The sequence below is a fragment of the Blautia sp. AF34-10 genome, from assembly GCF_003477865.1.
Classification (GTDB): domain Bacteria; phylum Bacillota; class Clostridia; order Lachnospirales; family Lachnospiraceae; genus Fusicatenibacter; species Fusicatenibacter saccharivorans.
In genome coordinates, this window is the sequence record NZ_QUED01000002.1 from 168,429 (window position 1) to 194,093 (window position 25,665).

At 49.6% G+C, this 25,665-nt stretch carries 19 protein-coding genes, 1 tRNA gene and 2 pseudogenes; 15 read left to right on the plus strand and 7 right to left on the minus strand.

Annotation, left to right across the window (positions count from 1 at the left end; all coding sequences use genetic code 11):
- The first annotated feature begins 16 nt into the window (after positions 1–16).
- From DWZ60_RS02120 to DWZ60_RS02145, 6 genes are all read left to right on the plus strand, one after another.
- The gene (locus DWZ60_RS02120) at positions 17–958 is read left to right on the plus strand and encodes an ABC transporter permease (RefSeq protein WP_227093647.1); all 942 of its coding nucleotides are present in this window, start codon (positions 17–19) and stop codon (positions 956–958) included.
- 38 nt (positions 959–996) lie between these two features.
- On the plus strand, positions 997–1,908 hold the full coding sequence (locus DWZ60_RS02125) for a carbohydrate ABC transporter permease (protein WP_118666577.1): 912 nt from the start codon (positions 997–999) through the stop codon (positions 1,906–1,908).
- Between the two features lie 54 nt (positions 1,909–1,962).
- Positions 1,963–3,483, plus strand: coding sequence for an extracellular solute-binding protein (locus DWZ60_RS02130; protein WP_158576271.1), 1,521 nt, complete (start codon positions 1,963–1,965; stop codon positions 3,481–3,483).
- Positions 3,414–3,632 (plus strand): hypothetical protein, encoded by a 219-nt coding sequence (locus DWZ60_RS02135; protein ID WP_119188505.1) that lies wholly within the window; start codon positions 3,414–3,416, stop codon positions 3,630–3,632. Before DWZ60_RS02130 ends, DWZ60_RS02135 begins: the two co-directional genes overlap by 70 nt.
- A gap of 127 nt (positions 3,633–3,759) precedes the next feature.
- Positions 3,760–5,805 (plus strand): glycoside hydrolase family 31 protein, encoded by a 2,046-nt coding sequence (locus tag DWZ60_RS02140; protein ID WP_117802087.1) that lies wholly within the window; start codon positions 3,760–3,762, stop codon positions 5,803–5,805.
- A gap of 236 nt (positions 5,806–6,041) precedes the next feature.
- Complete coding sequence (locus tag DWZ60_RS02145; protein WP_117802088.1) at positions 6,042–7,796, plus strand: sensor histidine kinase; 1,755 nt, start codon at positions 6,042–6,044, stop codon at positions 7,794–7,796.
- 142 nt (positions 7,797–7,938) lie between these two features.
- Here DWZ60_RS02145 and DWZ60_RS02150 read toward each other — a convergent pair.
- Together DWZ60_RS02150 and DWZ60_RS02155 are read right to left on the minus strand one after the other, a co-directional pair.
- Positions 7,939–9,890, minus strand: a pseudogene (locus tag DWZ60_RS02150) (glycoside hydrolase family 31 protein).
- A 151-nt stretch (positions 9,891–10,041) separates the two neighbouring features.
- Positions 10,042–10,950 carry an AraC family transcriptional regulator gene (locus DWZ60_RS02155; protein WP_022462407.1) on the minus strand — a complete coding sequence of 303 codons (909 nt, stop codon included), beginning with the start codon at positions 10,948–10,950 and terminating at the stop codon, positions 10,042–10,044.
- A 130-nt stretch (positions 10,951–11,080) separates the two neighbouring features.
- On the opposite strand from DWZ60_RS02155, the gene DWZ60_RS02160 reads away from it, so the two are divergent.
- Together DWZ60_RS02160 and DWZ60_RS02165 are read left to right on the plus strand one after the other, a co-directional pair.
- Positions 11,081–11,428, plus strand: a complete 348-nt coding sequence (locus DWZ60_RS02160; RefSeq protein WP_022462408.1) for an MATE family efflux transporter — start codon at positions 11,081–11,083, stop codon at positions 11,426–11,428.
- Positions 11,425–12,045 (plus strand): sugar O-acetyltransferase, encoded by a 621-nt coding sequence (locus DWZ60_RS02165; RefSeq protein WP_118697657.1) that lies wholly within the window; start codon positions 11,425–11,427, stop codon positions 12,043–12,045. The genes DWZ60_RS02160 and DWZ60_RS02165 overlap by 4 nt, the downstream gene beginning before the upstream one ends.
- A 168-nt stretch (positions 12,046–12,213) precedes the next feature.
- Here DWZ60_RS02165 and DWZ60_RS02170 read toward each other — a convergent pair.
- A tRNA-Phe gene (locus DWZ60_RS02170) sits at positions 12,214–12,286 on the minus strand.
- 180 nt (positions 12,287–12,466) lie between these two features.
- Between DWZ60_RS02170 and DWZ60_RS02175 the strand changes: the two genes are divergently transcribed.
- From DWZ60_RS02175 to trmL, 6 genes and pseudogenes are all read left to right on the plus strand, one after another.
- Positions 12,467–14,218 carry a B12-binding domain-containing radical SAM protein gene (locus DWZ60_RS02175; RefSeq protein WP_119221189.1) on the plus strand — a complete coding sequence of 584 codons (1,752 nt, stop codon included), beginning with the start codon at positions 12,467–12,469 and terminating at the stop codon, positions 14,216–14,218.
- A 41-nt stretch (positions 14,219–14,259) separates the two neighbouring features.
- Complete coding sequence (locus tag DWZ60_RS02180; RefSeq protein ID WP_055220616.1) at positions 14,260–14,997, plus strand: 3'-5' exonuclease; 738 nt, start codon at positions 14,260–14,262, stop codon at positions 14,995–14,997.
- 24 nt (positions 14,998–15,021) lie between these two features.
- The gene (locus tag DWZ60_RS17185) at positions 15,022–15,180 is read left to right on the plus strand and encodes a hypothetical protein (protein WP_022462412.1); all 159 of its coding nucleotides are present in this window, start codon (positions 15,022–15,024) and stop codon (positions 15,178–15,180) included.
- A gap of 55 nt (positions 15,181–15,235) precedes the next feature.
- The gene (locus DWZ60_RS02185) at positions 15,236–16,744 is read left to right on the plus strand and encodes a VanW family protein (RefSeq protein ID WP_119221190.1); all 1,509 of its coding nucleotides are present in this window, start codon (positions 15,236–15,238) and stop codon (positions 16,742–16,744) included.
- A 109-nt stretch (positions 16,745–16,853) separates the two neighbouring features.
- The gene (locus DWZ60_RS02190) at positions 16,854–17,834 is read left to right on the plus strand and encodes an AIR synthase-related protein (protein WP_119221191.1); all 981 of its coding nucleotides are present in this window, start codon (positions 16,854–16,856) and stop codon (positions 17,832–17,834) included.
- A gap of 32 nt (positions 17,835–17,866) precedes the next feature.
- Positions 17,867–18,366: pseudogene (gene trmL / locus DWZ60_RS02195) on the plus strand (tRNA (uridine(34)/cytosine(34)/5-carboxymethylaminomethyluridine(34)-2'-O)-methyltransferase TrmL).
- Positions 18,367–18,408: 42 nt separating this feature from the next.
- Here trmL and DWZ60_RS02200 read toward each other — a convergent pair.
- The 4 genes from DWZ60_RS02200 to DWZ60_RS02215 form a co-directional block, all read right to left on the minus strand.
- Entirely contained in the window at positions 18,409–18,900 is a 492-nt protein-coding gene (locus DWZ60_RS02200; RefSeq protein WP_022461605.1) for a CinA family protein, read from the minus strand.
- A gap of 63 nt (positions 18,901–18,963) precedes the next feature.
- Positions 18,964–20,382: a sensor histidine kinase gene (locus tag DWZ60_RS02205; RefSeq protein WP_022461606.1), complete on the minus strand. Its 1,419-nt coding sequence runs from the start codon at positions 20,380–20,382 to the stop codon at positions 18,964–18,966.
- The gene (locus DWZ60_RS02210; RefSeq protein ID WP_022461607.1) at positions 20,382–21,086 is read right to left on the minus strand and encodes a response regulator transcription factor; all 705 of its coding nucleotides are present in this window, start codon (positions 21,084–21,086) and stop codon (positions 20,382–20,384) included. Before DWZ60_RS02210 ends, DWZ60_RS02205 begins: the two co-directional genes overlap by 1 nt.
- 74 nt (positions 21,087–21,160) lie before the next feature.
- Positions 21,161–23,536, minus strand: a complete 2,376-nt coding sequence (locus DWZ60_RS02215; RefSeq protein WP_055220632.1) for an endonuclease MutS2 — start codon at positions 23,534–23,536, stop codon at positions 21,161–21,163.
- 501 nt (positions 23,537–24,037) lie between these two features.
- Here DWZ60_RS02215 and DWZ60_RS02220 point away from each other — a divergent pair.
- Positions 24,038–25,492, plus strand: a complete 1,455-nt coding sequence (locus tag DWZ60_RS02220) for a S1C family serine protease (RefSeq protein WP_117760729.1) — start codon at positions 24,038–24,040, stop codon at positions 25,490–25,492.
- The last annotated feature ends 173 nt before the right edge of the window (positions 25,493–25,665 follow it).

The window sequence follows — 25,665 nt, forward strand, 5'->3', positions numbered from 1 at the left end:
AAAGAAGGGATGATATGTGAGCGCCAACCATAGTAAAACCAAAAAGAAGAGTTCCATAGGATTTGTAGAGGGAGTGAGAAGAAGCAGGCCATTATATTTACTGATGCTTCCTTCCATTATCATTTTTGCACTGTTTACGTACTACCCGATGTACGGAATTGTGATTGCATTTAAAAACTTTACACCTGCGGATGGAATTATGGGAAGCAGCTGGGCTGGACTGAAATACTTCAAACAGTACTTTAACTCCTATCAGTTCGGTCTGACCATTAAAAACACAATTATCATCAGTCTTTACACCATCGCGGTAACATTCCCGCTCCCGGTTATCATGGGACTGCTGGTTAACCAGATGAAGGCACAGAAGTTTAAAAAATTCTTCCAGGTATCAACCTACCTGCCGCACTTTATCTCCACCGTTGTTATGGCCGGAATGCTGATCCTGTTCCTTTCCCCGAGTACAGGTATTATCGCAAAGCTGGTGGGAGTGCTTGGATTCAAGCTCCCGAACCTGATGGGAAGTGCAAAAGCATTCCCACACATTTATGTATGGTCTGAGGCATGGCAGCATGTAGGATGGGACAGTATCCTCTATATCGCAACACTTTCCTCTGTAGACCCGACCCTGTATGAAGCGGCAACGATGGACGGCGCCAACAAATGGCATAAAATGATCCACATCGATGTTCCGGCTCTGCTGCCGACGGCAACCATCATGTTTATCATGAGAATGGGAAGCGTCATGAGCGTTGGATTTGAGAAGGTTTACCTGCTGCAGAATACACTGAACAGTACCTCAAGTGAGATCATTTCCACCTATGTGTATAAGATGGGTCTTGTGAGCAGCCAGTACAGCCTTTCCGCTGCAATTGGCCTGTTCAACAACATTATCAACCTGATTCTTCTTCTGGCAGTCAACTTCATTTCCAGTAAAATGAGTGATACCTCACTGATCTGACAGAATTTTGAGCCTACATAGGAATGGAGAGCAAAGATATGAGTAAAGCAAAAGCAGTATCAACAAATAAAGTAAAGAAATCCAGAGAAGACTGGATTTTCGATATCATCCTGTATACGATCGGCGTGCTTCTGATCATCATCACCCTGTATCCGATGTACTTCATCATCATTGCATCGTTCAGTGATCCGGCAGCCGTATCCAACGGACAGATTATGTTCCTTCCGAAAGGAGTTAACTTCAAAGGATACAAACAGCTGGCGAGCTATGCAAAGCTGTGGACCGGCTACCGTAATACGATTGCTTACGTAATTATGGGAACGCTTGTGACACTCGTTGTCAATGTTCCGGCTTCCTACGCGCTTTCCAGAAAGCATTTGTATGGAAGAAGATTTTTCACAGCATTTTACCTGATCCCGATGTTCTTCACCGGCGGTCTGATCCCAACCTACCTGGCAGTACAGAGATTTCATCTGCTGGACACCTTCTGGGTTATGGTTGTTCCGTTCTCCGTTGTAACGTATTACATCATCGTAGGACGAACGTTCTTCAACAACAGTATCCCGGAGGATCTCTGGGAGGCGGCGCAGCTGGATGGATGTGGATACCTTGGATTCTTCTTCAAGATTGTGCTTCCGCTTTCCAAAGCCGTTATCGCTGTTATTGCCCTGTGGGCAGCAGTAGGACAGTGGAACTCCTACTTTAATGCATTGATTTATATCCGAAGCGAAAGTCTGCAGCCGCTGCAGATTGTCCTTCGAAGCATTCTGGTCGGCAATCAGACCATGAGTGCCATGAGTACCGGCGCTGCAGCCGTTGAGGCAAAGCAGATGGCCGATCTTATCAAATACGCGATCATCGTGGTTTCCTCCGCGCCGATCATGTGTATGTACCCGTTAGTGCAGAAATACTTCAATCAGGGTGTTATGCTCGGATCACTGAAAGGCTGATCCTGCGGATAGGAGAGAAGTATTGCAAATAAAAATCATAAAGGAGAGATGATGATGCGAAAGAAAACAAAAATGGCCTGGAGCGTTGCTCTTTCGGCCGCAATGGCAGCTGGACTGCTTGCAGGATGTGGAAGTAATGGAGGAACGGAAAGTACGAGTGGAAGCACTGCAGCAAGTTCTGCAAAGACAGAATCTTCTGCCAGTGACACGACAGATACCAGTGACCGCCCAACCTACAAAATTGCAACAGTAAGATGGACCGATACCTGGCCGACCGATTTCCTGCATGAAGGCGTCATGAAAGAAATCGAGGACAAGATGAATATCAACATCGACTGGCAGGTTTATTACAACAGTGACTGGTCCGAGCAGAAATCTCTGCTGCTGGCTTCCGGAGACCTCCCGGATGCATTTCTTGGCTCCATCTGCTTAACACAGGCAGATATGGCACAGAACAAATCGGCATTCCTGGATCTGACAGATCTGATCGAAAAAGATATGCCAAACCTGAAAGCAGCCTTTGAGGCTGATCCGGAACTGAAAGCAGTCTGCACCAGCCGTGACGGAAGAATCTACAGCTTACCGAAGAAGCTTCCGCTTCGTCCGAAGGTTTGCGGCGATGTTATGTGCATCAACCAGGAATGGCTGGATAACTTAGGACTGGAAACTCCGAAGACCTATAAAGAACTGGAAGAGGTTCTTGTTAAATTTGCGACAGAAGATGCTGACGGCGACGGCGATCCGACCAACGAGATCGGTATCACAAATGCGGCAAGCAGCGGACTGTTAAGCGGCGATCTGCGCCACATCCTTTCCCCGTTCGGAACCATGGTAAGCCGTGACGGAAACTACATGGGACTGAATGGCGAAGGAAAACCGGTCTTCATGCCGATGGAAGAAAATTACAAAGAAGCAGTAAAATGGATGCGTCAGTTATGGGAAGAGGGCGTTGTTGACCCAGAGTACTTCACACAGGATGGCTCTATGCAGACAGCAAAACAGCAGGCTGATGGCGGTTCTCAGGTAGGTCTTATCTTTGGATGGACTGCAGACGCCCAGGTTGGTCCGAACGTAAATCAGTTTAAGACTCTTGAGGCAGTAGAAGGCTACGATGGAAACCACTACGTAGAAGCAGCAACCAATTACCTTGATATCTCCGACCGTGAGCTCATGATCTCCAAAGACTGTAAAGATCCTGACACCCTGCTGAAATGGGCGGATGAATTTTACACCGATCTTGCATCGTTACAGACCTTCTATGGTACGATCGGAAGCCAGATCACAGACAATGGCGACGGAACCTACAATGTAGATGTGCCAAGCGATGGATCTTCTCTGGATACTTCCGCATGGTCCAACTCCTTACGTGACTTCGGACCAAAATACATGAACGAGGATTTCTATGACAAAGTTTCTCTTCCGGAGGATCAGGCGACGGTGTCAAACTGGCCGATGATGCGATCAATGAGAAATACGTTGATACTGAGAAAAACTGTGGATTCCCGATGGTTCAGTATACCGACGAAGACCTTTCCAGAATCACGGCAATCGGAACCGATATCTATAAATATGTAGAAGCACAGTATGCGCACTGGGTAGTAGACGGCGGCATTGATGATGAGTGGGATTCCTACATCGATCAGCTGAAAGCTATGGGCATTGACGAGTTCCTTCAGATTCAGACAGATGCTTACAATGCATACAAAGAAAATCTGGCAAAATAAACAGAAAAAAATATTACCTGTAAGAAGCAGGCGTTGATCCGGCGGGTCAATGTCTGAAGTGCCAAACAGCAGGAGAAACGGCAGGCCAGAAATGACCTGCCGTTTTTGACAAAAGGAGGATTTTTACATGTTTTGGGAAAAAGAGGGTAAGTTAATTTATTCTTACGATGGCGAGACCGTCTGCATCGAAGCGTGGGGAAAAGATGCACTGCGTGTACGCGCGACAAAAAATCGAAGCTTTACCGGCCGCGACTGGGCGCTGGAAGCAAAGGACGCGCATGCGGGAGAGGTTGAAATCTTTGAGGATCCATCAGCAAAAGGCGGAGCCTTTGCCAATATGTATGAGGGAACGGATACTTCCTACGGAAAAATCACAAATGGAAAGCTTCATGCAGTGATTGATTCTGGCAGCGTCATTACGTTCTATCATGAGGATGGAAGAGTTCTGTTAAAGGAGCATTTCCGCCGTCTGCGCGATGAGGAAAGCATGCCGCTCAACATCATGGGACGCGAGTACAGCAACGGCGTCGGGGATAATTTCCGTATTGTAGCGCGGTTTGTAGCAAGAAAAGGTGAGAAAATCTTCGGAATGGGACAGTATCAGCAGCATGAGCTGGATCTGAAGGGCTGTATGCTGGAGCTGGCACAGAGAAACTCACAGGTCAGTGTTCCGTTCTATCTTTCCAGTATCGGCTACGGCTTCTTATGGAACAATCCGGGCGTCGGACAGGTGATGTTTGCGAATAATGGAACGGAATGGGTAACGGAATCCGGGAAAGAAATCGATTATCTTGTGATTGCAGGTGATACGCCTGCCGAGATCGAGGAGAATTATATGACGCTGACCGGAAAACCGCCGATGATGCCGGAATATGGCATGGGCTTCTGGCAGTGTAAGCTCCGCTACTGGAATCAGGAACAGCTTCTGTCTGTAGCAAGAAAATACAAAGAACTCGGTGTGCCGCTTGATGTGATTGTCGTTGATTTCTTCCACTGGACGAAGCAGGGCGAGTTCAAATTTGATCCGAAATACTGGCCGGATGTGCCGGGCATGTGCCGCGAATTAAAGGAGATGGGAATTCAGGTTGTTGTGTCGGTATGGCCGACCGTTGACATTTATTCCGAAAACTTCGAGGAGATGAAAGAGAAGGGTTATCTGGTTCGCACGGAGCACGGTGTACCGCTGACGATGCTCTGCGGCGGAAATGAAGTTTTCTTCGATGCGACTAACCCGGATGCAAGAACATATGTCTGGGAGAAGATCAAGAAAAATTATTATGATCAGGGTGCCAAGCTCTTCTGGCTGGATGTGGCAGAGCCGGAATACAGCGTTTATGATTTCAAGAACTACCGCTATCAGCTCGGAAGCGTACAGGAGGTCGGAAATATTTATCCGAAATATTATCTGAAAGCGTTCTATGACGGCATGACGGCAGAAGGCGATACTATGCCAATCAGCCTGATCCGTTCTGCCTGGGCAGGCAGCGCGAAATATGGTGCACTCGTATGGTCAGGCGATATTGTAAGTACCTTTGAGTGCTTCCGGCGCCAGGTACAGGCAGGTCTTAACATGGCGGTTGCCGGTATTCCGTGGTGGACCACTGATATCGGCGGCTTCCACGGCGCAAGAACCGATGACCCGGATTTCCATCGTCTGTACATCCGCTGGTTTGAGTACGGATGCTTCTGCCCTGTCATGCGTCTGCACGGAAACCGCAACCCACAGGAGGGCTACGGTGCAGAACAGATCGGATCCGGCAGTGACAATGAGATCTGGAGCTTTGGTGATGAGGCATATGAAATTTCCAAGAAATACATTTTCCTGCGTGAGCGCCTGAGAGATTATATCCGGGTACAGATGAAGAAAGCACATGAGGACGGAACCCCGGTGATGCGGCCTGTTTTCTATGATTTCCCGACAGATCCGGAGAGCTGGAATGTGGAGGACGCTTATCTGTTCGGACCGGATCTCTATGTTGCACCTGTGATGGAGGATCACGTAACGGAGCGCGAGGTTTATCTTCCGGCCGGAACGACATGGTTTAACGCATGGACCGGAGAAAAGTATGAGGGAGGACAGAAGGTAACGGTTGCTGCTCCGATGGATACTATTCCGGTATTCGTAAAGGAAGGAGCAGATGCAGAAAAGCTGCTGAATATTTTCTCTGAATAAGAGAATGTTCCCGTTCACCGGTACCAGGCGAACGGGAACAGAAAATCCTGTTCTTGCCATGTGAAACACGGACTCTGCATGGACAAAGCCGGAAAATATGGTATAATGGGCTGTGTTACAAAGAACATAGCTGCAAATGCATTCCGTGAGTGTAAAAGGACTGCCGGGGCTGCGCGGTAAGGTGCGGCGTCCGGCAGTCGCTCTGCAGAAAGAAAAAAGGAGGGGTGGATGCGCTTATGAATCTCTGGCAGAAAGGAAAACGAAGGATGCTGCATAGCGTTCGAATACGCAGTTTGAAGGATACGTCCCTGCGGCTTGGAACTCCGGTTTTTCTGGTCCTGATGGGGCTTGTTGTCTGCCTGCTCTGGGGCGTTTGGGAAAACCGCAAGCTGGCAGATAAATATATTGCCGATACGGCAAAGCTCTATGTCGATCAGATCAACCGTGATATGTCGCAGATCAACAGTGAACTGATCTATCTGCTGGATTCTGACAGCAATATCAAAGAAATCCCGGATCAGATAACATCGACAGATGCTCAGTATTATGAAATGGAGCAGACGCTGCGGGAGCGAAACCGTGTGCTGAAAATCCGTTACCATGAGGTACAGACCTTCTTCGTCTACGGTCAGAAAGCCAATGTTCTGATTACGGACAGCGGAACTATGTTTACCGAGAGTAAGGGAATGACAACGCTGAATCAGATGCTGATGTCCTATCTGCAGATTATGACATCAAAGGATTCGATCAGCACACAATGGACTGTGATTACGTTTGGCGACGACGACTATATTGTCGGCTGGTACGCGAAAAACAAAAAAGTCATAGGCTGTGTCATCAATCTGAATCTGATTTTCCGGACCATCCGCGCCAAAACAGAGGAGTATGATGTCATTCCGTTTATGGTGGATGCCAGAGGCCGTGTCATGACGCAGGCAGATACGTCGGAAAAATATAAAAATGAGATTATCGATTTTTCCAAAGCGGGAGAGAAAAAAGAGAAAAATGCGACGGTCTATTCCTACCAGCTTGGAACGGTCGGAAAAATCAATCTTATGGTTCTGCCGGGAGGAGGTATTCTTGAGAATGTACTGATTATGCAGATTGCATTTGTCGTCCTGATCGCGGTTCTTCTGATTGTCTGCGCATTGGAAATTACAGCATATTACCACCGGATTCTGGAACCGCTGGAAAAATTCGGACAAAAACTGGAGGAGCTGGAAAAAGAGCAGAGTCTGAATGACGATGGAAGCAACAATCTGTTAGAGCTGGAGTCTGTGAGCGGCAAATTCAAGGAACTGCTGCGGAAAATACAGGGATTGAAAATTGCGATCTACGAAAAAGAGCTTGCCGAACAGAAAGCCGAGCTGGAATACACGCAGGAACAGATCAAGCCACACTTCTTTCTGAACTGCCTGAGCCTGATCCATGGCATTGCGGATAAGAATAACGAAGGCGAGATCGTTGAGATCACAACGGTGCTGTCCGACTATATGCGCTACATTTTCCAGGATTCCAAGAAGCAGCGCGATGTGGAGGAAGAGCTGGAACACATTGAGGCATATATCCGCATCCAGAAGCTGCGGTACGGAGAAGAAGCCTTTTCCTTTGAAGCAACGACGGATGGTGATATCGGAGAATGGAAGGTTCCGTCTCTTCTGCTGCAGACACTGGTGGAAAACTCCGTAGTACACGGTGTATCCCTGGACCGGAAGAGTGAGATTTCCCTATATCTCACAAACGAGACGTACGAGGACGGTGAGTACCTCTACATCTGTATTTCCGACACCGGAAACGGATTTTCGAAAGAGGCACTGGATGCAATCGAAAACGACACGCCTATCATCTACCACGGCCGTCACCATGTCGGCATCTCCAATATAAAACGCCGCCTGGCGCTGATGTACGGCGAACGGGCGAGCATTACGTGCTCCAATATGGATGAAAATTACGGAGCCGTCGTAGAGGTGCGGCTGCCGAAAACAGAATAAAGCGAAAAGAAAAAGGCGGGAACCCGGAGAAACATAGAGGGTTCCCGCCTTTTTGCGTGAAAAAACTGCAGGAGCTTCCGGAACCTGATGGCTCCGGGAAGCTCCTGCAAAGGGGGAGATGATTCAAAAACTGTTTTCTGTATCAGATACGGGAAACTCCGTCATCGGTATAACGCTCGTAGGAAGCGCCTTCGTATCCGACCATGCGGATGCTTTCCTCTTTGATATCCGGTATGGATTCTGCAAAATCAGCAACCGGGATTGCGCAGCCTTTGCGGATGAAGAGCGGAACCTCATTCAGGGCAACTTCTACATAGTGGATACCTTTTGGAAGAACCTCCTGGAACATGTTTCCATTGCCGAGGAATTTTACAAACATCATTTCTTCCGGCAGATATACGTAACGGCCGATGGCATTCTGGGTGTAAACCGGTGCGATCATGATCTCATTACCGATCATCAACTGATCTTCTGTATTTCTTGCCAGTTTGTCGTCCGGATAAACGAAGGCAAGCGGTTTGAAGTACATATCGTCGTTTAAAGCAGCCTTCATGTACTCGCTGTACAGATACGGAACGAGGCGGTAGCGGACGCCGATGACGTTGCGGAAGTCCTCGATATGCTCAAACTGGTAAGGTTCCTGCTCACGTGTTCCGAGTGCAGCATGGTTTCTCATCAGAGGAGTGAAAACACCAAGTGCCAGCCAGCGGAGCAGCAGGTCTCTTGTGGTATTTGCACCGAATCCGCCGAGGTCGGCTCCGGTATAGAGGAAACCGCACATGTTGAGGGACGGCATCATCTTCAGGTTCAGCAGGATGTGTGACCACCACGAGCAGTTGTCTCCGGTCCAGATTCCACCGTAACGGTGCATGCCGATGTAGGAAGAACGGGAGAACATCAGGATTCGCTTATCCGGGGAAATTCGTTCAAAAGCTTCACCGGCAGAACGTGTCATGTTGTAGCCAAACAGATTGTGTACCTTGTCATGGCGGACCTGTTCGCCGTTTACGTTGTGATAGAAGCGTTTATAGTCCTCATGGTTGTTTGCCAGTGCCTGAAGCTTTCCACCTACCATGTAGTGCGGAACTTCCGGGTCACCCTCCACGTATTTCTTTGCAGTCTCTTTGAAATCAGCAAGGCCTTCCTGAGAATAGAAGATGGATGGCTCGTTCATGTCATTCCAGAAGGCATCGATTCCTTTGGAAACGAGAACATCGTATTTGTCGCCAAACCATTTTCTGGCATCTGCATTTAAGACATCCGGGAAATGAGTCCAGCCTGGCCATACAGTAGCTTCGAAGTAGGAGCCATCCTCACGGCGGCAGAAGTAGCCTTTTTCACAGCCCTCTTCGTAAATGTCATAACCCTCTTCGACTTTCACACCGGCATCGATGATCGGAACGAGATGGATCTTTTCTTTTTTCATATCCTGTACAAATCCCTCGAAATCCGGGAAACGTTCTTCATTTACGGTGAAGTCCTTGTAATCCTGCATGTAGTCAATATCCATGTAAACCATATCGAGCGGCACATGGTTTTCGCGGTATTTTTTCACTACCGTGCGGAAATCATCCTCTGTTTTGTAGCCCCAGCGGCTCTGACCGTAACCGAAAGCAAACTTCGGAGCAATGTAGCTGCGTCCGATGATGCCGCGGAACTGTTTTACGATATCAAGATCGGAATCACCGGTGATCATGTAAACGTAGAGATCTGCGTTTTCGCAGGAAACAGTCATTGTATCGGAAGTCGTGTAGCCGATATCGAAACGCAGGGTGCCCGGATAATCGAAGAAGAATCCTACGTGTGTCTTGCCGGAGATGATGATGAAGTTGTGTGCTGCATACAGAGAGGTTTTGCTCTCTACGTGGTTTGGATCATCAGCGCAGTCACTGATGTAAAGAAAACCGCGTTTGTTGATGCCGCGGTTGGCTTCGCCAAGTCCGAATACCATGTCCTCGTCAGCAAGCTTTGTAGTGAAGGAGAAGCCGTTCTCGGTGGAGAAGGTACCGTAATCCGGGTTCCTTCGGAAGAGGGGATCTCTTTTACGACAGCTTCGGTTTCAAATGGGGTTCCGTAGACAAATTTTTTTACCATGTCATCCTCCTTGTAAAATAAATGGAAAATATAGTGTTTTGGTTAGGTTTAGCGCAACACCTTTGTAATTTTATTATAACAGGGATCGGAAAAATGTCTAGCAAAATTCTTCCTTTTTTTAACAAAAAAACGTGTACAGAAAAAAATCAGGTTATGTTGGCAGGCCTTCTGCGCGTTTCCGGAAATCTCTCGGCGTACAATGGTAAGTACGCAGAAAAATTTTGGAATAATAACTCTGATGATTGAAACCGCATGCGGTACAGATTTCCGCGATGGACATTTTGGTTGTGTTTAGCAGATGACAGCTTACTTCCAGACGGTAATGATTCAGAAAATCAATTGGGCTCTGGCAAAGATAGCGGCGGAAAATCTGACAGCATTTATTGCGGCAGACTTTTCCGGCGGCGGCGATCTCTTCCAGATTGATGGATTCACTGTAGTGGCTGTAAATATAGGAAACCATATCGCGCTGGATCAGAAGATCTGGATCCTGTGAGACGGCGGTGTTGCCGTCCGGCATCATCGGATGCGTGCGCAAAAGACGGCACCACAAAAGGGAAAGCAGAGCAGCAGCCTCGATTTCGTAGGCGGTCGGCTGTTCCTTCTTCAGCCGGAGAATTTCCGGGAGGGTCTGCAGCGCTTCAGTATCTTCCGGATTTTCCGGCTTCAGATGAAGATATTCCAGAGCCGGATTCGAAAGAACCGGCGTAATATAAGACTGGTACAGAACGCTGTTCGCGGTGAGGATTTTCGGATGGCACAGGATACAGATAAAGTCACATTCCTGGCCGTTTTCAGAATATCCGTAGTGCATCTGGCGGGAATTGACGATAATCGCCTCCCCGGCGTTTAAAAGGACTCTTTTTCCATTGATATAGTAGTTCATCTGACCGGAGCGGATCTGTACCCATTCGATATCCTCATGCCAGTGGCAGAGCGCCCGGTGATCTGGATAGGAAGAAAGCAGTCCTTCCCGGATATAAAGCGGAATGCCGACTTCATCGTAGCGGACGATCTCGGATGCGTCCTGCATGACTTTTGTAATTGGGTCATTTATCATAAAAACCTCCGTGAAAAAGTACAATTATTATAAAAAATAAGGAATATTGTCGTAGAAAAAACGCAAAACCTAAGATAATATGATTATAACATATACGTGTATGGAATAAAACAGAAAAAAGGAAAAAGAAATGAAAAATCAGAGGGAAATCAAGAAAAAAGATCCAGAATTCTACCGGAAACTTCTTGCACTGCTGATCCCGATGGTTGTACAGAATCTGATGAATGCACTGGTAAGTGCGTCCGATGCGTTAATGGTCGGTACGCTGGACCAGAATTCCCTGTCTGCAGTTTCGCTTGCCACACAGATTTCTTTTGTCCTGAATCTCTTTTATGCGGCGATTACGATCGGAACAACGGTCATGGTCGTTTATTTCCTGCTGAATCTGGATGAAATGATTAAGCTTCCTGCCGTTTACAGACACTATAAAAAATATCAGTGGGTGAATAATATTACCAGGGAGGATACAGAACAATGAAAAACGTAGAGAGAAGAGACAGACAGTTACCGTACATTTCCGATGCAGAGGTCATGGAGCAGCAGATGAATGCGAGAAGACTGACGCAGAAACTGAACACCATCGACCGTTCGGATTTTGGCGGAATCGCAGCCATTGTAAAAGAACTGTTTGGAAAATCCGAGGGTGCATTTGTCAATCCGCCATTTTACTGTGACTATGGCTCTCATATTGAGGTTGGAAAAAATTTCTTTGCAAATTATAACTGCACCATTCTCGATGTGGCAAAGGTAAAAATCGGAGACAACTGCCAGATGGCGCCGAACGTTGCCATCTATACTGCAGGTCATCCGGTGCATCCGGCGGCAAGAAACAGTGCGTATGAATACGGCATTGAAGTTACCATCGGAGATAATGTCTGGATTGGCGGAAATACAGTTATTTTACCAGGCGTACATATCGGAGATAACGTTGTTATCGGCGGCGGAAGTGTTGTAACAAAGGACATTCCGGACTGGTCGATTGCAGCAGGAAATCCGTGTAAAGTCATTCGGAAGATTACCGAAGAAGATAAACAGTACTATTTCAGAGATAGAAAATTTGATGATGAAGCATGGGAGGTAATCAAAAATCTGTAAAAACGAAATGTTTTCTTGGGCAGTTATGCGACGAAAAAAACTCTGTACCGTATCCATCCGGGAATTTCCGGGGATGCGGTGCAGAGTTTTTTTGCGATAGGAGACAGGAGATTCTGCCGGATTTTGCTGTGGCAAAAAATGTGAATCCTGCTTTTGTGTAGCAAAAAATGCCCAGAGCCGGAATCGAACCAGCGACACGAGGATTTTCAGTCCTCTGCTCTACCAACTGAGCTATCTGGGCATTTTGATTTCCTGTTGGAAACCTCTGTTAATATAACATGGATTCGCGAAAATTGCAACTGTTTTATCGAAAATCGCGAAAAAATTGTGCTTTTGGAGGAATGGCGGTGTATTTTCGTTCGAGAATGTGGTAGTATAAAAGATATGCAAAGAGGAACCAAGGAGAAGTATTAGAAAGATTATGAAAATTATTCTGACTGCGGTCAACGCAAAATATATTCATTCCAATCTCGCAGTTTATACACTGCAGGCGAGCGCGGAGAAAGCCGGCGTGTTCCCGGAGATCCGCGAATTTACGATCAATCAGTCAAAGGATTCCATGCTGCGAAGCCTGTTTCTGGCGCGTGCAGACGTTGTCTGCGTTTCCTGCTACATCTGGAATATATCAATCGTAGAGGATCTGATTACAGAATATCATAAAATCAGTCCGAAAACAAAGATCTGGCTTGGCGGGCCGGAGGTTTCGTACCATGCAGAGGAGATGCTGGAGCAGTATCCGTTCCTTGCCGGAATTATGAAAGGCGAGGGAGAAGTGACTTTCCGGGAAATAGCAGTTTATTATCAGAACCAGGGGAATGGGATGGAGGGGAAAACGCTGGAGGAGATCCATGGCATTACATACCGTGATGCAGACGGTGCAGTCAAAAGCAACCCGTGGCGTCCGGTTATGGATCTGTCCGAGGTGGATTTTCCCTATGCAAACCTGAAAAAATTTGAGAACCGCATCATTTATTATGAGTCGAGCCGTGGCTGTCCGTTCTCGTGCAGCTACTGCCTTTCTTCCATTGATAAAAGGCTCCGGTTCCGAAATCTCGATCTCGTAAAAAAGGAGCTTGCCTTCTTTTTGGAGCAGAAGGTACCGCAGGTTAAATTTGTAGATCGTACCTTCAACTGCAAAAAAGATCACGCAATGGCGATCTGGAAATTCATCGCAGAACATGATAATGGTGTGACAAATTTCCATTTTGAAATTGCTGCCGATCTGATTACGGAAGAAGAGCTGGAACTTTTGAATACGCTGCGGCCGGGACTCGTACAGCTCGAGATCGGCGTGCAGTCTACGAATCCGCAGACGATCGAAGCAATTCACCGGAAGATGGATTTTGGAAAAGTGACAGAGATTGTCAATCGGATTGCGAAAGGAAGAAACATCCACCAGCATCTGGACCTGATTGCGGGACTTCCCTACGAGGACTATGCAAGTTTCCGCCGTTCTTTTGCGGATGTCTATGCGCTCCGGCCGCAGCAGCTGCAGCTCGGATTTTTAAAAGTGCTTCGAGGCTCCTTTATGTATGAGCATACGAAAGAATATGACTGCCATTATCAGGAACGGGAGCCGTATGAGGTGCTTTATACAAAATGGCTGCCGTATGATGATGTGCTGAAACTGAAAGACGTGGAAGAGATGGTAGAAGTCTATTACAACAGCGGTCAGTTTGTCCACACGCTTCCGATGATCGAGCGGTTGTATGAGAACCCGTTCGACTTCTTCCAGGAACTCGGTGATTTCTATCGGGCGAAGGACTACAGTGAGGCGGCGCATAACCGGATCCAGCGGTATGAAATTCTGCTCGAGTTTTTACGGGACGAAAAACAGCAGGACGAAGCATTCTTCCGCCAGATGATGGTACTCGATCTGTATGCGCGGGAAAATATGAAGACGCGGCCGCATTTTGCAAAGGATCCGTCGGAATGGAAAAACGAATCGCGTGATTTTTACCAGAAGGAAGCCGAAACGAGAACGCTTCTGCCATCGTATACGACATACGATTGGAAGCAGCTGCAGCGCATGACGCATGTGGAAGTTTTTGATTACGATGTGCTCGGAAACGGGGAAAAGGCGCGTATGGTACTCCTGTTTGATTATCAGAAGCGCGATCCGCTGACGGGAAATGCGGAGATGATCGACTGCAGTGAGCTTTTTTACGCTTGACATTTCAAAAGAACATGAGATACTAGAAAAGGTAATAAAAGATGAAAATACAAGATTTTGTAGTGCTCGATCTTGAGACAACGGGTCTTTCTGTAAAGGAAGACCAGATTCTGGAGATCGGTGCAGTAAAAGTGCAGGGCGGAGAGGTCACGGCATCGTATGAGACTTTCGTCAATCCGGGCAGAAAAGTGCCGGAGCGGATCACGGAACTCACCGGAATCCGGGATGAGATGATTGCGAATGCGCCCGATGTGGAGACTGCTGTCCGCGGCTTTCTGGATTTCTGCGGCGGCCTGCCGCTTCTGGGGCACAATATTCTGTTCGATTACAGCTTCATCAAGCAGGCAGCGATAAATGCCCGTCTGGACTTTGAAAAAGAAGCGTGGGATACGTTGAAAATTGCACGGAAAGCCCTCCCGGATCTGGAGAGCAGAAGCCTTGAAGCACTCTGCGGCTACTATCAGATCCCGCGGGAACACGCACACCGTGCAATGGACGATGTGCTGGAAACGCTGGCACTGTTCCGAAAACTGGAAGAAGGATTTTCGGAAGATCACCCGGAATGGTTTGCCGCAGCGCCTCTGAAGGCCAAAATGAAACGTGAGGTTCCGGCGACGGAGGCACAGAAAAAATATCTGGCGGATCTGATCCGGTACCATGAGCTGGATCTCGAACCGGAGTGGGGAGCACTCACAAAAAGCCGTGCATCCCGCATGATCGATCAGATTATTCTGGCACATGGAAGAATGGAAAAACGACAGAGAACTGAGAAAAAATAGAAGAGAAAAAGAAAGGATGGAACGATGAGTAATAAAGTCAATCGAAAAGCCCCGACAGAGGCACAGAAAAAGAAGAAAGATCCGCTGGCAAAGAAGAGAAATGCAGCAAAGATACTGGCATTGATTCTTGCAGTGGTTATGGTGCTTGGTATGGTTCTTCCAGCACTTTTATGGCTGGTGTAAAGAGATTCTGTAAAAGACAGAGTGAAATGGGAAACGGATCAAGAAGAGGCACAGTATGAAAAACAGCAGAAAAATGAGAGGCCTGCTGGTGATGCTTATCGCATTCGCATTCTGCTTTCTGGCAGAATCAGTCAAAGCGGATGGCCGGACAGCGCTGGACGGAATCTATGTAGAAGACATTTCCGTCGGCGGTATGACCGAAGAGCAGATCACACAGGCAGTAAACGACAAAATTGAACAGTTAAAACCCTCGGTTATCAACCTGTCTGCCGGAGAGCAGAATGCACAGGTGACAGCAGGGGATCTCGGACTTTCCTGTGCCAACCCGGAGGTGGAAAGAGAAGCCGTCACAATCGGGCAGGAAGGCAATGTACTGAAGCGGTTCCTGACACAGAACCGGCTCAAAAATGGAGAGACGGTGACGTTTTCCCTGAAATATACAGTCGATGGCGAGGCAGCGCGCCAGGAGGTAGAAAACAACACGGCCGTGCTGAACCGCGAGGCAACAGATGCAACGCTGACCCGCGAAAACGGCGAATTTATCGTCAATCCGGGCCAGACCGGATGCAGCGTCAACGTGGATGAGTCCACGGCGAAGGTTGTCAATTACCTGACGACAAGCTGGCGGGGCGGCATCGGCGGCGTAGAACTGGTAACAGAACAAACACCGGCAGGCGGTAATCCGGAGCAGCTTGCACTTGTCAAAGATCTGCTCGGCGAGGGTACGACGGAGTATGGCAACGGTACGAGCGGCAGAAAACAGAATGTCGCAGTCGGCGCAGAGAAGATTAACGGAACGCTGGTACAGCCGGGCGAGGAATTTTCCGTAGAGGCGGTCGTTGTGCCGTTTGATGCGGAAAATGGTTATGCACTGGCAGCATCGTATGAGATGGGCAAGGTCGTCGATTCGTACGGCGGCGGTATCTGCCAGGTTTCCACAACGCTCTATGTTGCTGTCTTAAAAGCAGAGCTTGAGGTGACGGAGCGGTACAGCCATTCCATGATTGTCCACTATGTGGATCCGTCGATGGATGCGGCGATTGCAGAGGGATTGAAAGACCTGAAATTCATCAACAATACGGATGCGCCGATTTATATTGAGGCGAGCGCGGACGGAAGCACCCTGCATTTTGCCATCTACGGCCATGAGACGAGAGATCCGAACCGCACGGTCCGCTATGAGAGTGAGACGACAAACACGGAGGATCCGACGCCGAGCCTGACGGAAGATGCGAATGCATCGTTTGGAACAATTGAACAGACATCGTACGGCTATCAGGGTTCGACGGCGCGGCTGTGGAAGATTGTGAATGACAATGGAAATGAGACGAAGGAGCAGGTGAATTCCAGCACTTACCGCATGACATCGGATGTCTATACCGTGGGAACAAAGACGGACAATGCAGCGGCGCGTGCGGAAATGCAGGCGGCGATTGCGGCAAATGATCTTGCAAAAGCAAAGGAAGTTGCAGCGAAATACAGCCAGAGCAGTTCGTCATCGAGTTCTTCGGAGAAGAAGGAAGACAGCAGCGATACAGAGAAAACGGAGGACGATGAGGACTAGGCGTTTTCTGGTTACTGTTCACTTAGCAGTGAAACACTTGCTGTTTCGTTGCGTAAGAACATGACGTCTGCTTTTTCGTTTGAAACAGGAAGTTCGAGGAGGACAAGGGATGCGAAAGGGTAAATTACAGCAGAGCGTGCTGGTGCGCTCGGTGTTTAAGATGCTGGGGCAGAAAAGAGAGGACGCAGCAGGACCGGCGGTCGGACGCGGGGTATCGGCATTTGCAGGAGAAAAGGAGACGCAGGTGTTTTCGTGTGCGCCGGTGCTGGTGAAGGATCCGGAGGACGCGGTGCTCGCGGTCTGCAGGGTGTGCAACAGTGTGGCCGCGGCGGGGGCATCGGCAAAAGGAGTGCTGGTGTCGCTGATGCTGCCGGAGGCGATGGAAGAAAAGGATTTAAAGGAGCTGATGCGGGCGGTTGACGGTGCGTGTGTGCGGTATGGAACTGCGGTGATCGGCGGGCATACGGAGGTGACGGACGGGGTTTTGTATCCGGTGCTTACCGTGACGGCGGCAGGCGGGACAACGCGTGCGGGGCTGTTTGATCCGTCGTGTGTGACAGCGGATTTGGATCTTGTCGTGACGAAGGGGATTGCGCTTGGCGCGGTGTCTTATCTGGCAAAGACAAGAAGGGATGAGCTTCTGAAGAGATTTTCTCCGGGATTTATCCATGGGGCGGCGGATTTTTCGGAGGATTACTCTGTCTGCCGTGAGGCGGAGATTGCGATCGAGCACGGTGCGGCTGCGATGCAGGATCTCTCGGAGGGCGGGATTTTCGGGGCGCTCTGGGAGATGGCGGACGGCGCGGGTATCGGGCTTGATGTGGCGCTGAAGAGGATTCCGATCCAGCAGGAGACGGTGGAGATCTGTGAATTTTTCGGGGTGAATCCGTATCAGATGCTTTCGACGGGGGCGCTGCTGATTGCGGCGGCGGACGGCGAGGGGCTGGTGCAGAAAATGGCACTCGAAGGGATTCCATCGGCGGTGATTGGGCGGACGACATCCGGGAAGGAGAGGATTCTCCGGAACGGGGAAGAGGTCAGGTATCTGGATAAGCCGCAGATGGATGAGATGTACCGGGTTGGCAGATAAGGCTTAAATATACGACAGGAGTGATTGGTAAAATGGCACATTTGAATATTGTTCTTCATGAGCCGGAGATTCCAGCAAATACAGGTAATATCGGACGGACGTGTGTGGCGACGGGGACGAGGCTGCATCTGATTAAGCCGCTGGGGTTTGATATTTCGGACAAGGCGGTCAGGCGCGCGGGGCTGGATTACTGGTCGAAGCTGGATGTGACAGTGTATGAGAGTTACGAGGATTTTCTGGAGAAAAATCCGGGGGCGAAGATTTACTATGCGACGACGAAGGGGCCGCAGACGTATGTGGATGTGCAGTATGAAGAGGACTGCTTTATCATGTTCGGAAAGGAAAGCGCGGGGATTCCGGAGGATATTCTGTACGATAATCAGGAGACGGCGGTGCGGATTCCGATGATTAATGATATTCGGTCGCTGAACCTTTCAAATTCCGTGGCGATCGTACTGTACGAGCACTGCGGCAGAATAACTTTGACCATATGCAGCTCGCGGGGCATTTGCGGACGCATGAGTGGAGGTAGACGGACGGGACTCTGGTGATCGTAGACGGAGCTGCATTCTTTTTATAAGGAAGAAGTTAAGATCATTTCCAATTCGGCAAAGACCTGCTCTGCGTAAAGCTGTTTGATTTCGTGGCGGGTCATGCCGGAGACGTTGGTCTGGAAGGTGAAGGTGTGGGCTTGGGCTTTGTATAAAATACAGAAGTAGACGACGCCCTGTACGCTGTCAGCGTTGTTGGGGTCGAGATTTCCGGTTGTGCCGGTGATTCCGATGGCGATGGCGGTGTGCAGGTTTTCTTGTACTGTGCGGGCCATGGCTTCGGCGCATTCGGGGGAGTAGACGCCGTGGATTTCGATGACGGAAGGGTCGACGCCGACGAGGACTTTGGTTTCGTTCAGATACGTGACGTAGCCGCCGGGGAAAATGGCGGAGGCGCCTTCGGTGTCGGTGATCAGGGAGGCGATCAGGCCGGAAGTGCAGCTTTCCATGGTGGAAATGGTGGTGTGGGATGCAATGAGCTGTTTGATGATGGAATCAATGGTGTTTGGGTTCATAGTGAAAATTACCTCCAGAGTTAGTTTGATATGTCTGGCAAAAAAGCCCCTCGGCGGAGGGGCTTATTTTGGTGCTTCGCCTTTGGCGAGTGTAAAGATAAATTCGGTACCAACGCCCTCTGTACTGATGACATTGATATTCTGGTTATGCGCAGTGATGATCTCTTTGACGATTGAAAGCCCAAGTCCCGTTCCTTTGCGGTCCTTGCCGCGGGAGGCGTCGAGCTTGTAGAAGCGCTCCCAGATTTTCGTGATGCTTGCCTTTGGAATGCCGCAGCCGGTGTCCTTGACGGAGACGAAGACTTTACCGTGCTTCTCCGTTGTCTCAACTGTGATGGTGGAATCGTTGTTGCTGAATTTGATTGCATTATCAATGAGATTGTACAGCACCTGCTGGATTTTTCCCATATCGGCGCAGACGTATAAGGTGCGCGATGCGAGGATCAGTGAAATGGAAATCCGTTTTTTTGTGCAGGTTCCCTCAAACGAAGCGGCGGTATCCTTGATGACGGCGTTGATGTCAAACGAGGTCAGATCGAGCATATTCCCTTTATCGTCGATGTCGTTCAGCGTCAGCAGGCTCTGCGTCAGCTTGTGCAGCCGTTCTGTCTCAAACAGAACGATTTTCAGATATTTTTCCTGCATTTCCGGCGGAATCGTTCCGTCGAGGATTGCCTCCACATAGCCTTTGATCGAGGTCAGCGGTGAGCGGAAGTCGTGAGAGACGTTCGCCACAAATTTCCGCTGGTATTCGCCGGTCTTGTTCAGCTCGCCGGACATGTAGTTCAGCGTGGAAGCGAGATACCCCATCTCATCGTGAGATTTAACATCAATTTTGTGGGTCAGGTTGCCGGAGGCATACTCCTTTGCACCGTTGATGATCTTTTTCAGCGGCCGGTACACGACGAGGGAGAAAAAGATCAGAATCACAAACGAGAGTCCGAACACGAGCAGGAACAGAAAATCAATCCGTGCCAGCAGACTTTCCCTCTGCTGATAGACGTCCTGCAGCGGAAGGTGGATGGCGACATAGCCATTGATCCGGAAATCGGAGGTGACGGGAACCATGACGCTCAGCATTTTGTCTTCGAAATAGCCGAAAAACGTTCCCGTGCTGTAATACTCGCTGCCGAGCGCAACCGGATCAAAACCGTCGATGATCTCCGGGTTTTCCTCATCGAGTGCAGCTGCCGTGTTCAGCAGAATTTCCCCGTCTGCGCTGATGAGCCAGATCTGGGAATTGTGATAGGAAGCCAGTGCACTGAGCGAATTGTAAAGATCCGTCAGGGAACGCTCACTGTGGTAATAAAGGTCGCCCTGTTTGGAAGCGATCTGCGTGGCCTCCCGGTACAGACTGGTGCTCGCGCTGGAGACCAGACTGTCCTCCACCATGCGGGAGCCGACCGTTGAGATCAGCGTAAAGCCGGCAATGGCGAGAATGACATAAATGAGAATTAATTTCCGGTAAAGCGTGCGTCGCATTATTTTTTAACCTCAAACTTGTAACCGATGCCCCAGACCGTCGTGATGGCCCAGGAGGCATGGTCCTTGATTTTTTCGCGGAGACGTTTGATATGAACGTCTACCGTGCGGGTATCGCCGATGTACTCATAGCCCCAGATATGGTCGAGGAGCTGTTCTCGCGTAAAGACCTGGTTTGGTGAGGAAGCAAGGAAGTAGAGAAGCTCCAGTTCCTTCGGCGGCATATCGACGGTGCGGCCCTGGTAAATGACGGAATAGTTCGTCTGGTTGATGATAAGATCCGGGTACTCGACACATTTTCCTGCGGTCGCGGACACCGGGATCGTGCGTGATGGCTGAAATCTCCGCAGCACTGCTTTCACACGGGCAACGAGTTCCTTGGAATCAAATGGTTTGATGATGTAGTCATCCGCGCCGAGTTCCAGGCCGAGGACTTTGTCGAACACCTCGCCCTTTGCCGAGAGCATGATGATCGGAACATCGGAATCGTGCCGGATTTCGCGGCAGACCTGGTAGCCGTCCATGCCGGGCAGCATCAGGTCGAGCAGAATCAGGTTCGGCTGGAAGGAGTGAAACTCCCGGACAGCCTCTTCTCCATCGTTTACAATTTTTGTGTCATAGCATTCCTTGGTCAGATAGAGAGAAATCAGTTCTGCGATATTGTTATCGTCATCGACGATCAGAATTTTCTGTTTGGAAGCCATAAAAGATTCTCCTTCACTGGGGACAGGACGGAACCGCATACAGTATGCGTTCCGTCCCATATTTTCCTGAGTTTTTATTTCTTAAACGTAACAATCGTAACGCCGGCATCGCCCTCGCCAAATTCCGCTAAATGGAAGTCCGCTACGTGTTTCTGGCGGCGCAGATAATTGTGAATGCCTTTCCGCAGTGCGCCCGTTCCTTTTCCGTGGACAACGCGGACACTCGGCAGATGGGAGAGATAAGCGTCATCGAGATATTTGTCGAGTTCGGCAACCGCTTCATCCACCGTTTTTCCGAGCAGATTGATCTCGGTAGAAATCGTGGCAGCCTTGGAAAGCTTCGATTTTCCGCTGCTTGTGCGGGAGATGGACGGGCCGGTGATGACAGCCTCGTCGATCAGCACAAGGTCGGAGATATGCACTTTGGTCCGCATGATACCCATCTGGACGAAGAGATTTCCCTTCGAATCCGGGCGGGTGCTGACAGTACCTTTGAGATTCATGCTTAAGACTTTGACGGCATCGCCGAGATGAAGATCCTGCGGGCGGAGATTTCCGGTGCGCTTCGGCACTTCCTTCGCCTTTTTCTTATCGAGCTTGTTCATTTTTTCACGCAGAGCGGTACGTTTCTGCTCCATTTCGCGGACGGAAACATTCTCTTTTCCAAATTTCTGGAAATCGCGCATCGTCTGGTCGGCGTATTCCTTCGCCTCGCGGAGAATTCTCTGTGCCTCCTCGGTTGCATTGGAGATCATCTTTTCTTTTCTTGCGTCGATCTGTTCCTGATTCTTGGCAAGGCTCTGCTTCAGGGATTCGACTTCCGCGCGGGTGCGGGCAAGCTCTTCTTTTTCGCGTTCCAGCGTGATCCGGTTCTGCTCGAGAGTGGTCAGAACGTCTTCAAACGATTCATCCTGCTCGCTGATTTCGTCTTTTGCCTTGTTGATGATGTAGTCCGGCAGGCCGAGTTTGCTGGAAATCGCAAACGCATTACTCTTTCCAGGAACGCCGACGAGCAGGCGGTATGTCGGGCTTAAAGTCTCGACATCGAATTCACAGCAGGCATTCTCCACGCCCGGTGTGGATAAGGCATAGATTTTCAGTTCACTGTAGTGTGTCGTTGCCATGGTGCGGATGCCGCGCTCGTGGAGCGTAGAGAGGATCGCGATGGCAAGCGCCGCGCCCTCTGTCGGGTCGGTACCGGCGCCGAGCTCATCGAACAGGACGAGGGAATTGCGGTCTGCCTTGTCGAGGAAGGAAACCACATTCGTCATGTGGGAGGAGAAGGTACTCAACGACTGCTCGATGCTCTGCTCATCACCGATATCGGCGTAAACCTCGTCGAAAACGGAAAGGGAGGAGCGGTCGAGTGCCGGAATGTGAAGTCCGGACTGGCCCATCAGTGTTAAGAGTCCGACCGTCTTTAAGGAAACCGTTTTACCGCCGGTATTCGGTCCTGTGACGATCAGAAGGTCGAAATCTTCGCCGAGCGACAGATCAATCGGAACGACTTTTTTCGCATTGATCAGCGGGTGGCGTGCCTTGCGCAGGTGGATTTTACCTTCGGTGTTGAAGATCGGCTCATTGGCGTTCTGCTCCATTGCAAGAGCGGCGCGCGCGAAGATGAAGTCAAGCTCTACCATGTTTTCGAGGTCGTAACGGATCTCATCGCGGTGCAGGTCTGCCTGGGCACTCAACGTAGAGAGGATGACCTCGATTTCTTTTGCTTCTTCAATTTCCAGCTCACGGATATCGTTGTTCAGTTTGACAACGGCCATCGGCTCGACAAAGAAGGTGGAACCGGTCGAGGACTGGTCATGTACCATGCCAGGAACCTGGCCTTTGTACTCGGATTTGATCGGGATACAGTAGCGGCCGTCGCGCATCGTGATGACGGCATCCTGCAGATACGTGCGGTAGGAACCGTTGACGAGCGAGATTAACTGGCTGTGGATTTTTTCCTCACACGATTTGATGGAACGACGGATGCGGCGTAGATTCGGGCTTGCATCATCGCTGATTTCATCCTCGGAGAGAATACAGCGGCGGATTTCCGTGGAAAGCAGCGTCAGAGGCTCCAGTGTTTCGAAGAGATCTTCGAGGCTGTCCGGCGTCTGGTCCGCATTTTCGCGGCGGCCGTACGCTTTGACGCGTGCCGTGTTTTCCAGAAGTGCGGCGGTCTGCAGAAGCTCCGTGATGTTCATGGAGCTGCCGATTTCGAGACGCTTTAATGCGCCGCGGATATCTTTGGCATCACCAAAGGAAATGTGGCCTTTTTTAAAGAGCCGGGTGAGCGCGTCGTGTGTTTCGTGCTGCATCCGTGTAATCTGGGAAAGGGAAGAGGAAGGAACGAGTTCCAGACATTTCTTCCGGCCCAGCGGAGAACTGGCATACGAAGCCAGTTGTTCGATAATTTTGTCGTATTCGAGCGTTTTTAATGCTTTCTGATTCATAATACTTACCTTTTCGTAATTCATAATTCAGTCATTGTCTACAGATAACGCGGTATTTTTGATGCAATACCGCACGGATCTGATGTTACAGTTCACAGGTACCCTGCGAACTGTAACATTCGCAGCCCTCATTTAAAGTTTTGCTTCGCAAAAGGAGGGCTGCTCACACCTGAATCACTTTCTTACGCAGCGAAACAGCAAGTGTTTCACTGCTGAGTGAACAGTAGCGATCTGATTATATATCTGCACGGGAAGTACAGACCGGAAGTGGAATGTGGGTCACAGGTTTTTCCACTCCCCCAATTATACCTTAAAAAAGAAAAGAAAGAAACCCCAAGAACGAGAAAATGCAGGATGTTGCGCAAATGAGAAAAAAATGTAACAGTCTTCATAAAATGTTCATATCTATCTGGTAAAGTTTTTTATATATGTGAAGATTGCGGAAGCGCATATGCGCAGAGCAGTTCGGTATGGAATACAGATGTATGGAGAAAGAAATGTATGGAAAATGACCCAAAACCTTACAAATTCATGAAAGAGAGCATCAAAAAGCAGCCGCCCGACTGGAAAAAGATTGTTCTTCTGATTGCCGGATGGCTGGCACTTGCGGCGCTTGGCGGTCTGGTTGCGGCCGCGGTATTTGCGGTGACAGAGCCAAAGATTGCAGAAGCAGTTACCAGGGAAGAGCTGCCGGCGAAAGTGGATATCCCGGGAGATGAGGATCCAAACAGCGGACAGGAGCCGGATGAGACAATTACCGCATCTTCGGCGAGTGCGTCGGTAGACAGCAGCGGCTCCGGTTCGGAAATCAGCAGTTCTACAGTGGATAGCAGTACTTCAGAAAGCAGTGTATCCGAAAGTACGGTTTCCGAAAGCACAGAGGAGAATGGAGCGGCAGAGGGAACGGAAAGCAGCACTTCCGAAGAGCCGGAGGAGGGCAGCGAGGTTTCCAGTGTCGATGGGGAAACGGATGCGGAGGAAAAGAACAGCAGCCTGAAAAATTATGAAGCGCTCTACCAGGATATGCTGGAAGTAACGGAAAAACCAAAACGAGCGCTGGTTACCGTCATCGGCATTACCAATCAGATGGACTATTTTAACCAGAACTATGAAAACCAGCAGCAGATTTCCGGTCTGATTGTTGCGGACAACGGGCAGGATCTCTTTATTCTGACGGAATACCGCATCGTGGAAAATGTGGAGCGGATTCAGGTCACCTTCTGGGACGAGACGATGGTGGATGCCACATACCAGCGCCACGATCCGAGCACCGGCCTTACGATTGTGAAGGTGGATGAATCGAAGCTGGATGAGGAAACACGGGACGGTCTTGCGGTTGCGCCGCTCGGCAGTTCGTATCTCGTCAGCCAGGGTGACCCGGTCGTGGCTGTCGGAAGCCCGGTCGGCTACAGCAATTCGATTGCGTATGGTGTGGTGACTTCGGTTACGAACAAGATTTCCGCGCTGGACAATGAGTACAATCTGCTGACCACCGACATCCTCGGCAGCACGGACGGCAGCGGCATTCTGGTAAATCTTGACGGCGAAATCGTCGGCATTATTGCGCAGAGTTACAGTGCCAAGGGAAACAACGTGGTGACGGGCATTGCGATTTCCCAGATCAAAAAGCTGATCGAAAACCTTTCCAACAACGTGAGCCGCGCGTATATCGGCATCCGCGGACAGGATGTCACAGAAGAACTTTCCGATAAAACCGGCATTCCAAAAGGCGTTCTCATCAGCCGCGTCGCAGACGATTCTCCGGCGATGATGGCGGGCATGAAAGAGTACGATGTGATTGTAAAGGTCGGGGAGCACAAGGTTGAGACGATCAAACAGTACCATGAACAGCTTGGCAAATACAGCACAGGAGACGTGGTTACCGTGACGGCGATGCGGAAAGGCGCTGAAGGGTATGCGGAGATGACGTTTGATGTGACGATGGGGGAAGTATAAAAAACAGAGGCTTTCGGGAGCAGAAAAAGCCGGTTTTAGCCGGTGGGGCTTCCGGAAGCTTTTCTTTTCGAATGGTTTTCCACTGGCGGATGAAAAAATACGTGCATTCTGCAGGAAAATCTGGTAGAATTGGTAAGGCATGCAGGAGCACAGGCTTTGCATCATAAAAACGG

Excerpts from the sequence above, each read along its gene's own strand:
- DWZ60_RS02220 (WP_117760729.1), top strand. The coding sequence starts at position 24,038 with ATGGAAAATGACCCAAAACCTTACAAATTCATGAAAGAGAGCATCAAA.
- DWZ60_RS02205 (WP_022461606.1), bottom strand. The coding sequence starts at position 20,382 with ATGCGACGCACGCTTTACCGGAAATTAATTCTCATTTATGTCATTCTC.
- DWZ60_RS02175 (WP_119221189.1), top strand. The coding sequence starts at position 12,467 with ATGAAAATTATTCTGACTGCGGTCAACGCAAAATATATTCATTCCAAT.
- DWZ60_RS02130 (WP_158576271.1), top strand. The coding sequence starts at position 1,963 with ATGCGAAAGAAAACAAAAATGGCCTGGAGCGTTGCTCTTTCGGCCGCA.
- DWZ60_RS02210 (WP_022461607.1), bottom strand. The coding sequence starts at position 21,086 with ATGGCTTCCAAACAGAAAATTCTGATCGTCGATGACGATAACAATATC.
- DWZ60_RS02160 (WP_022462408.1), top strand. The coding sequence starts at position 11,081 with ATGAAAAATCAGAGGGAAATCAAGAAAAAAGATCCAGAATTCTACCGG.
- DWZ60_RS02185 (WP_119221190.1), top strand. The coding sequence starts at position 15,236 with ATGAAAAACAGCAGAAAAATGAGAGGCCTGCTGGTGATGCTTATCGCA.
- DWZ60_RS02125 (WP_118666577.1), top strand. The coding sequence starts at position 997 with ATGAGTAAAGCAAAAGCAGTATCAACAAATAAAGTAAAGAAATCCAGA.
- DWZ60_RS02200 (WP_022461605.1), bottom strand. The coding sequence starts at position 18,900 with ATGAACCCAAACACCATTGATTCCATCATCAAACAGCTCATTGCATCC.
- DWZ60_RS02140 (WP_117802087.1), top strand. The coding sequence starts at position 3,760 with ATGTTTTGGGAAAAAGAGGGTAAGTTAATTTATTCTTACGATGGCGAG.
- DWZ60_RS17185 (WP_022462412.1), top strand. The coding sequence starts at position 15,022 with ATGAGTAATAAAGTCAATCGAAAAGCCCCGACAGAGGCACAGAAAAAG.
- DWZ60_RS02190 (WP_119221191.1), top strand. The coding sequence starts at position 16,854 with ATGCGAAAGGGTAAATTACAGCAGAGCGTGCTGGTGCGCTCGGTGTTT.
- DWZ60_RS02165 (WP_118697657.1), top strand. The coding sequence starts at position 11,425 with ATGAAAAACGTAGAGAGAAGAGACAGACAGTTACCGTACATTTCCGAT.
- DWZ60_RS02155 (WP_022462407.1), bottom strand. The coding sequence starts at position 10,950 with ATGATAAATGACCCAATTACAAAAGTCATGCAGGACGCATCCGAGATC.
- DWZ60_RS02145 (WP_117802088.1), top strand. The coding sequence starts at position 6,042 with ATGAATCTCTGGCAGAAAGGAAAACGAAGGATGCTGCATAGCGTTCGA.
- DWZ60_RS02180 (WP_055220616.1), top strand. The coding sequence starts at position 14,260 with ATGAAAATACAAGATTTTGTAGTGCTCGATCTTGAGACAACGGGTCTT.
- DWZ60_RS02135 (WP_119188505.1), top strand. The coding sequence starts at position 3,414 with ATGGTTCAGTATACCGACGAAGACCTTTCCAGAATCACGGCAATCGGA.
- DWZ60_RS02215 (WP_055220632.1), bottom strand. The coding sequence starts at position 23,536 with ATGAATCAGAAAGCATTAAAAACGCTCGAATACGACAAAATTATCGAA.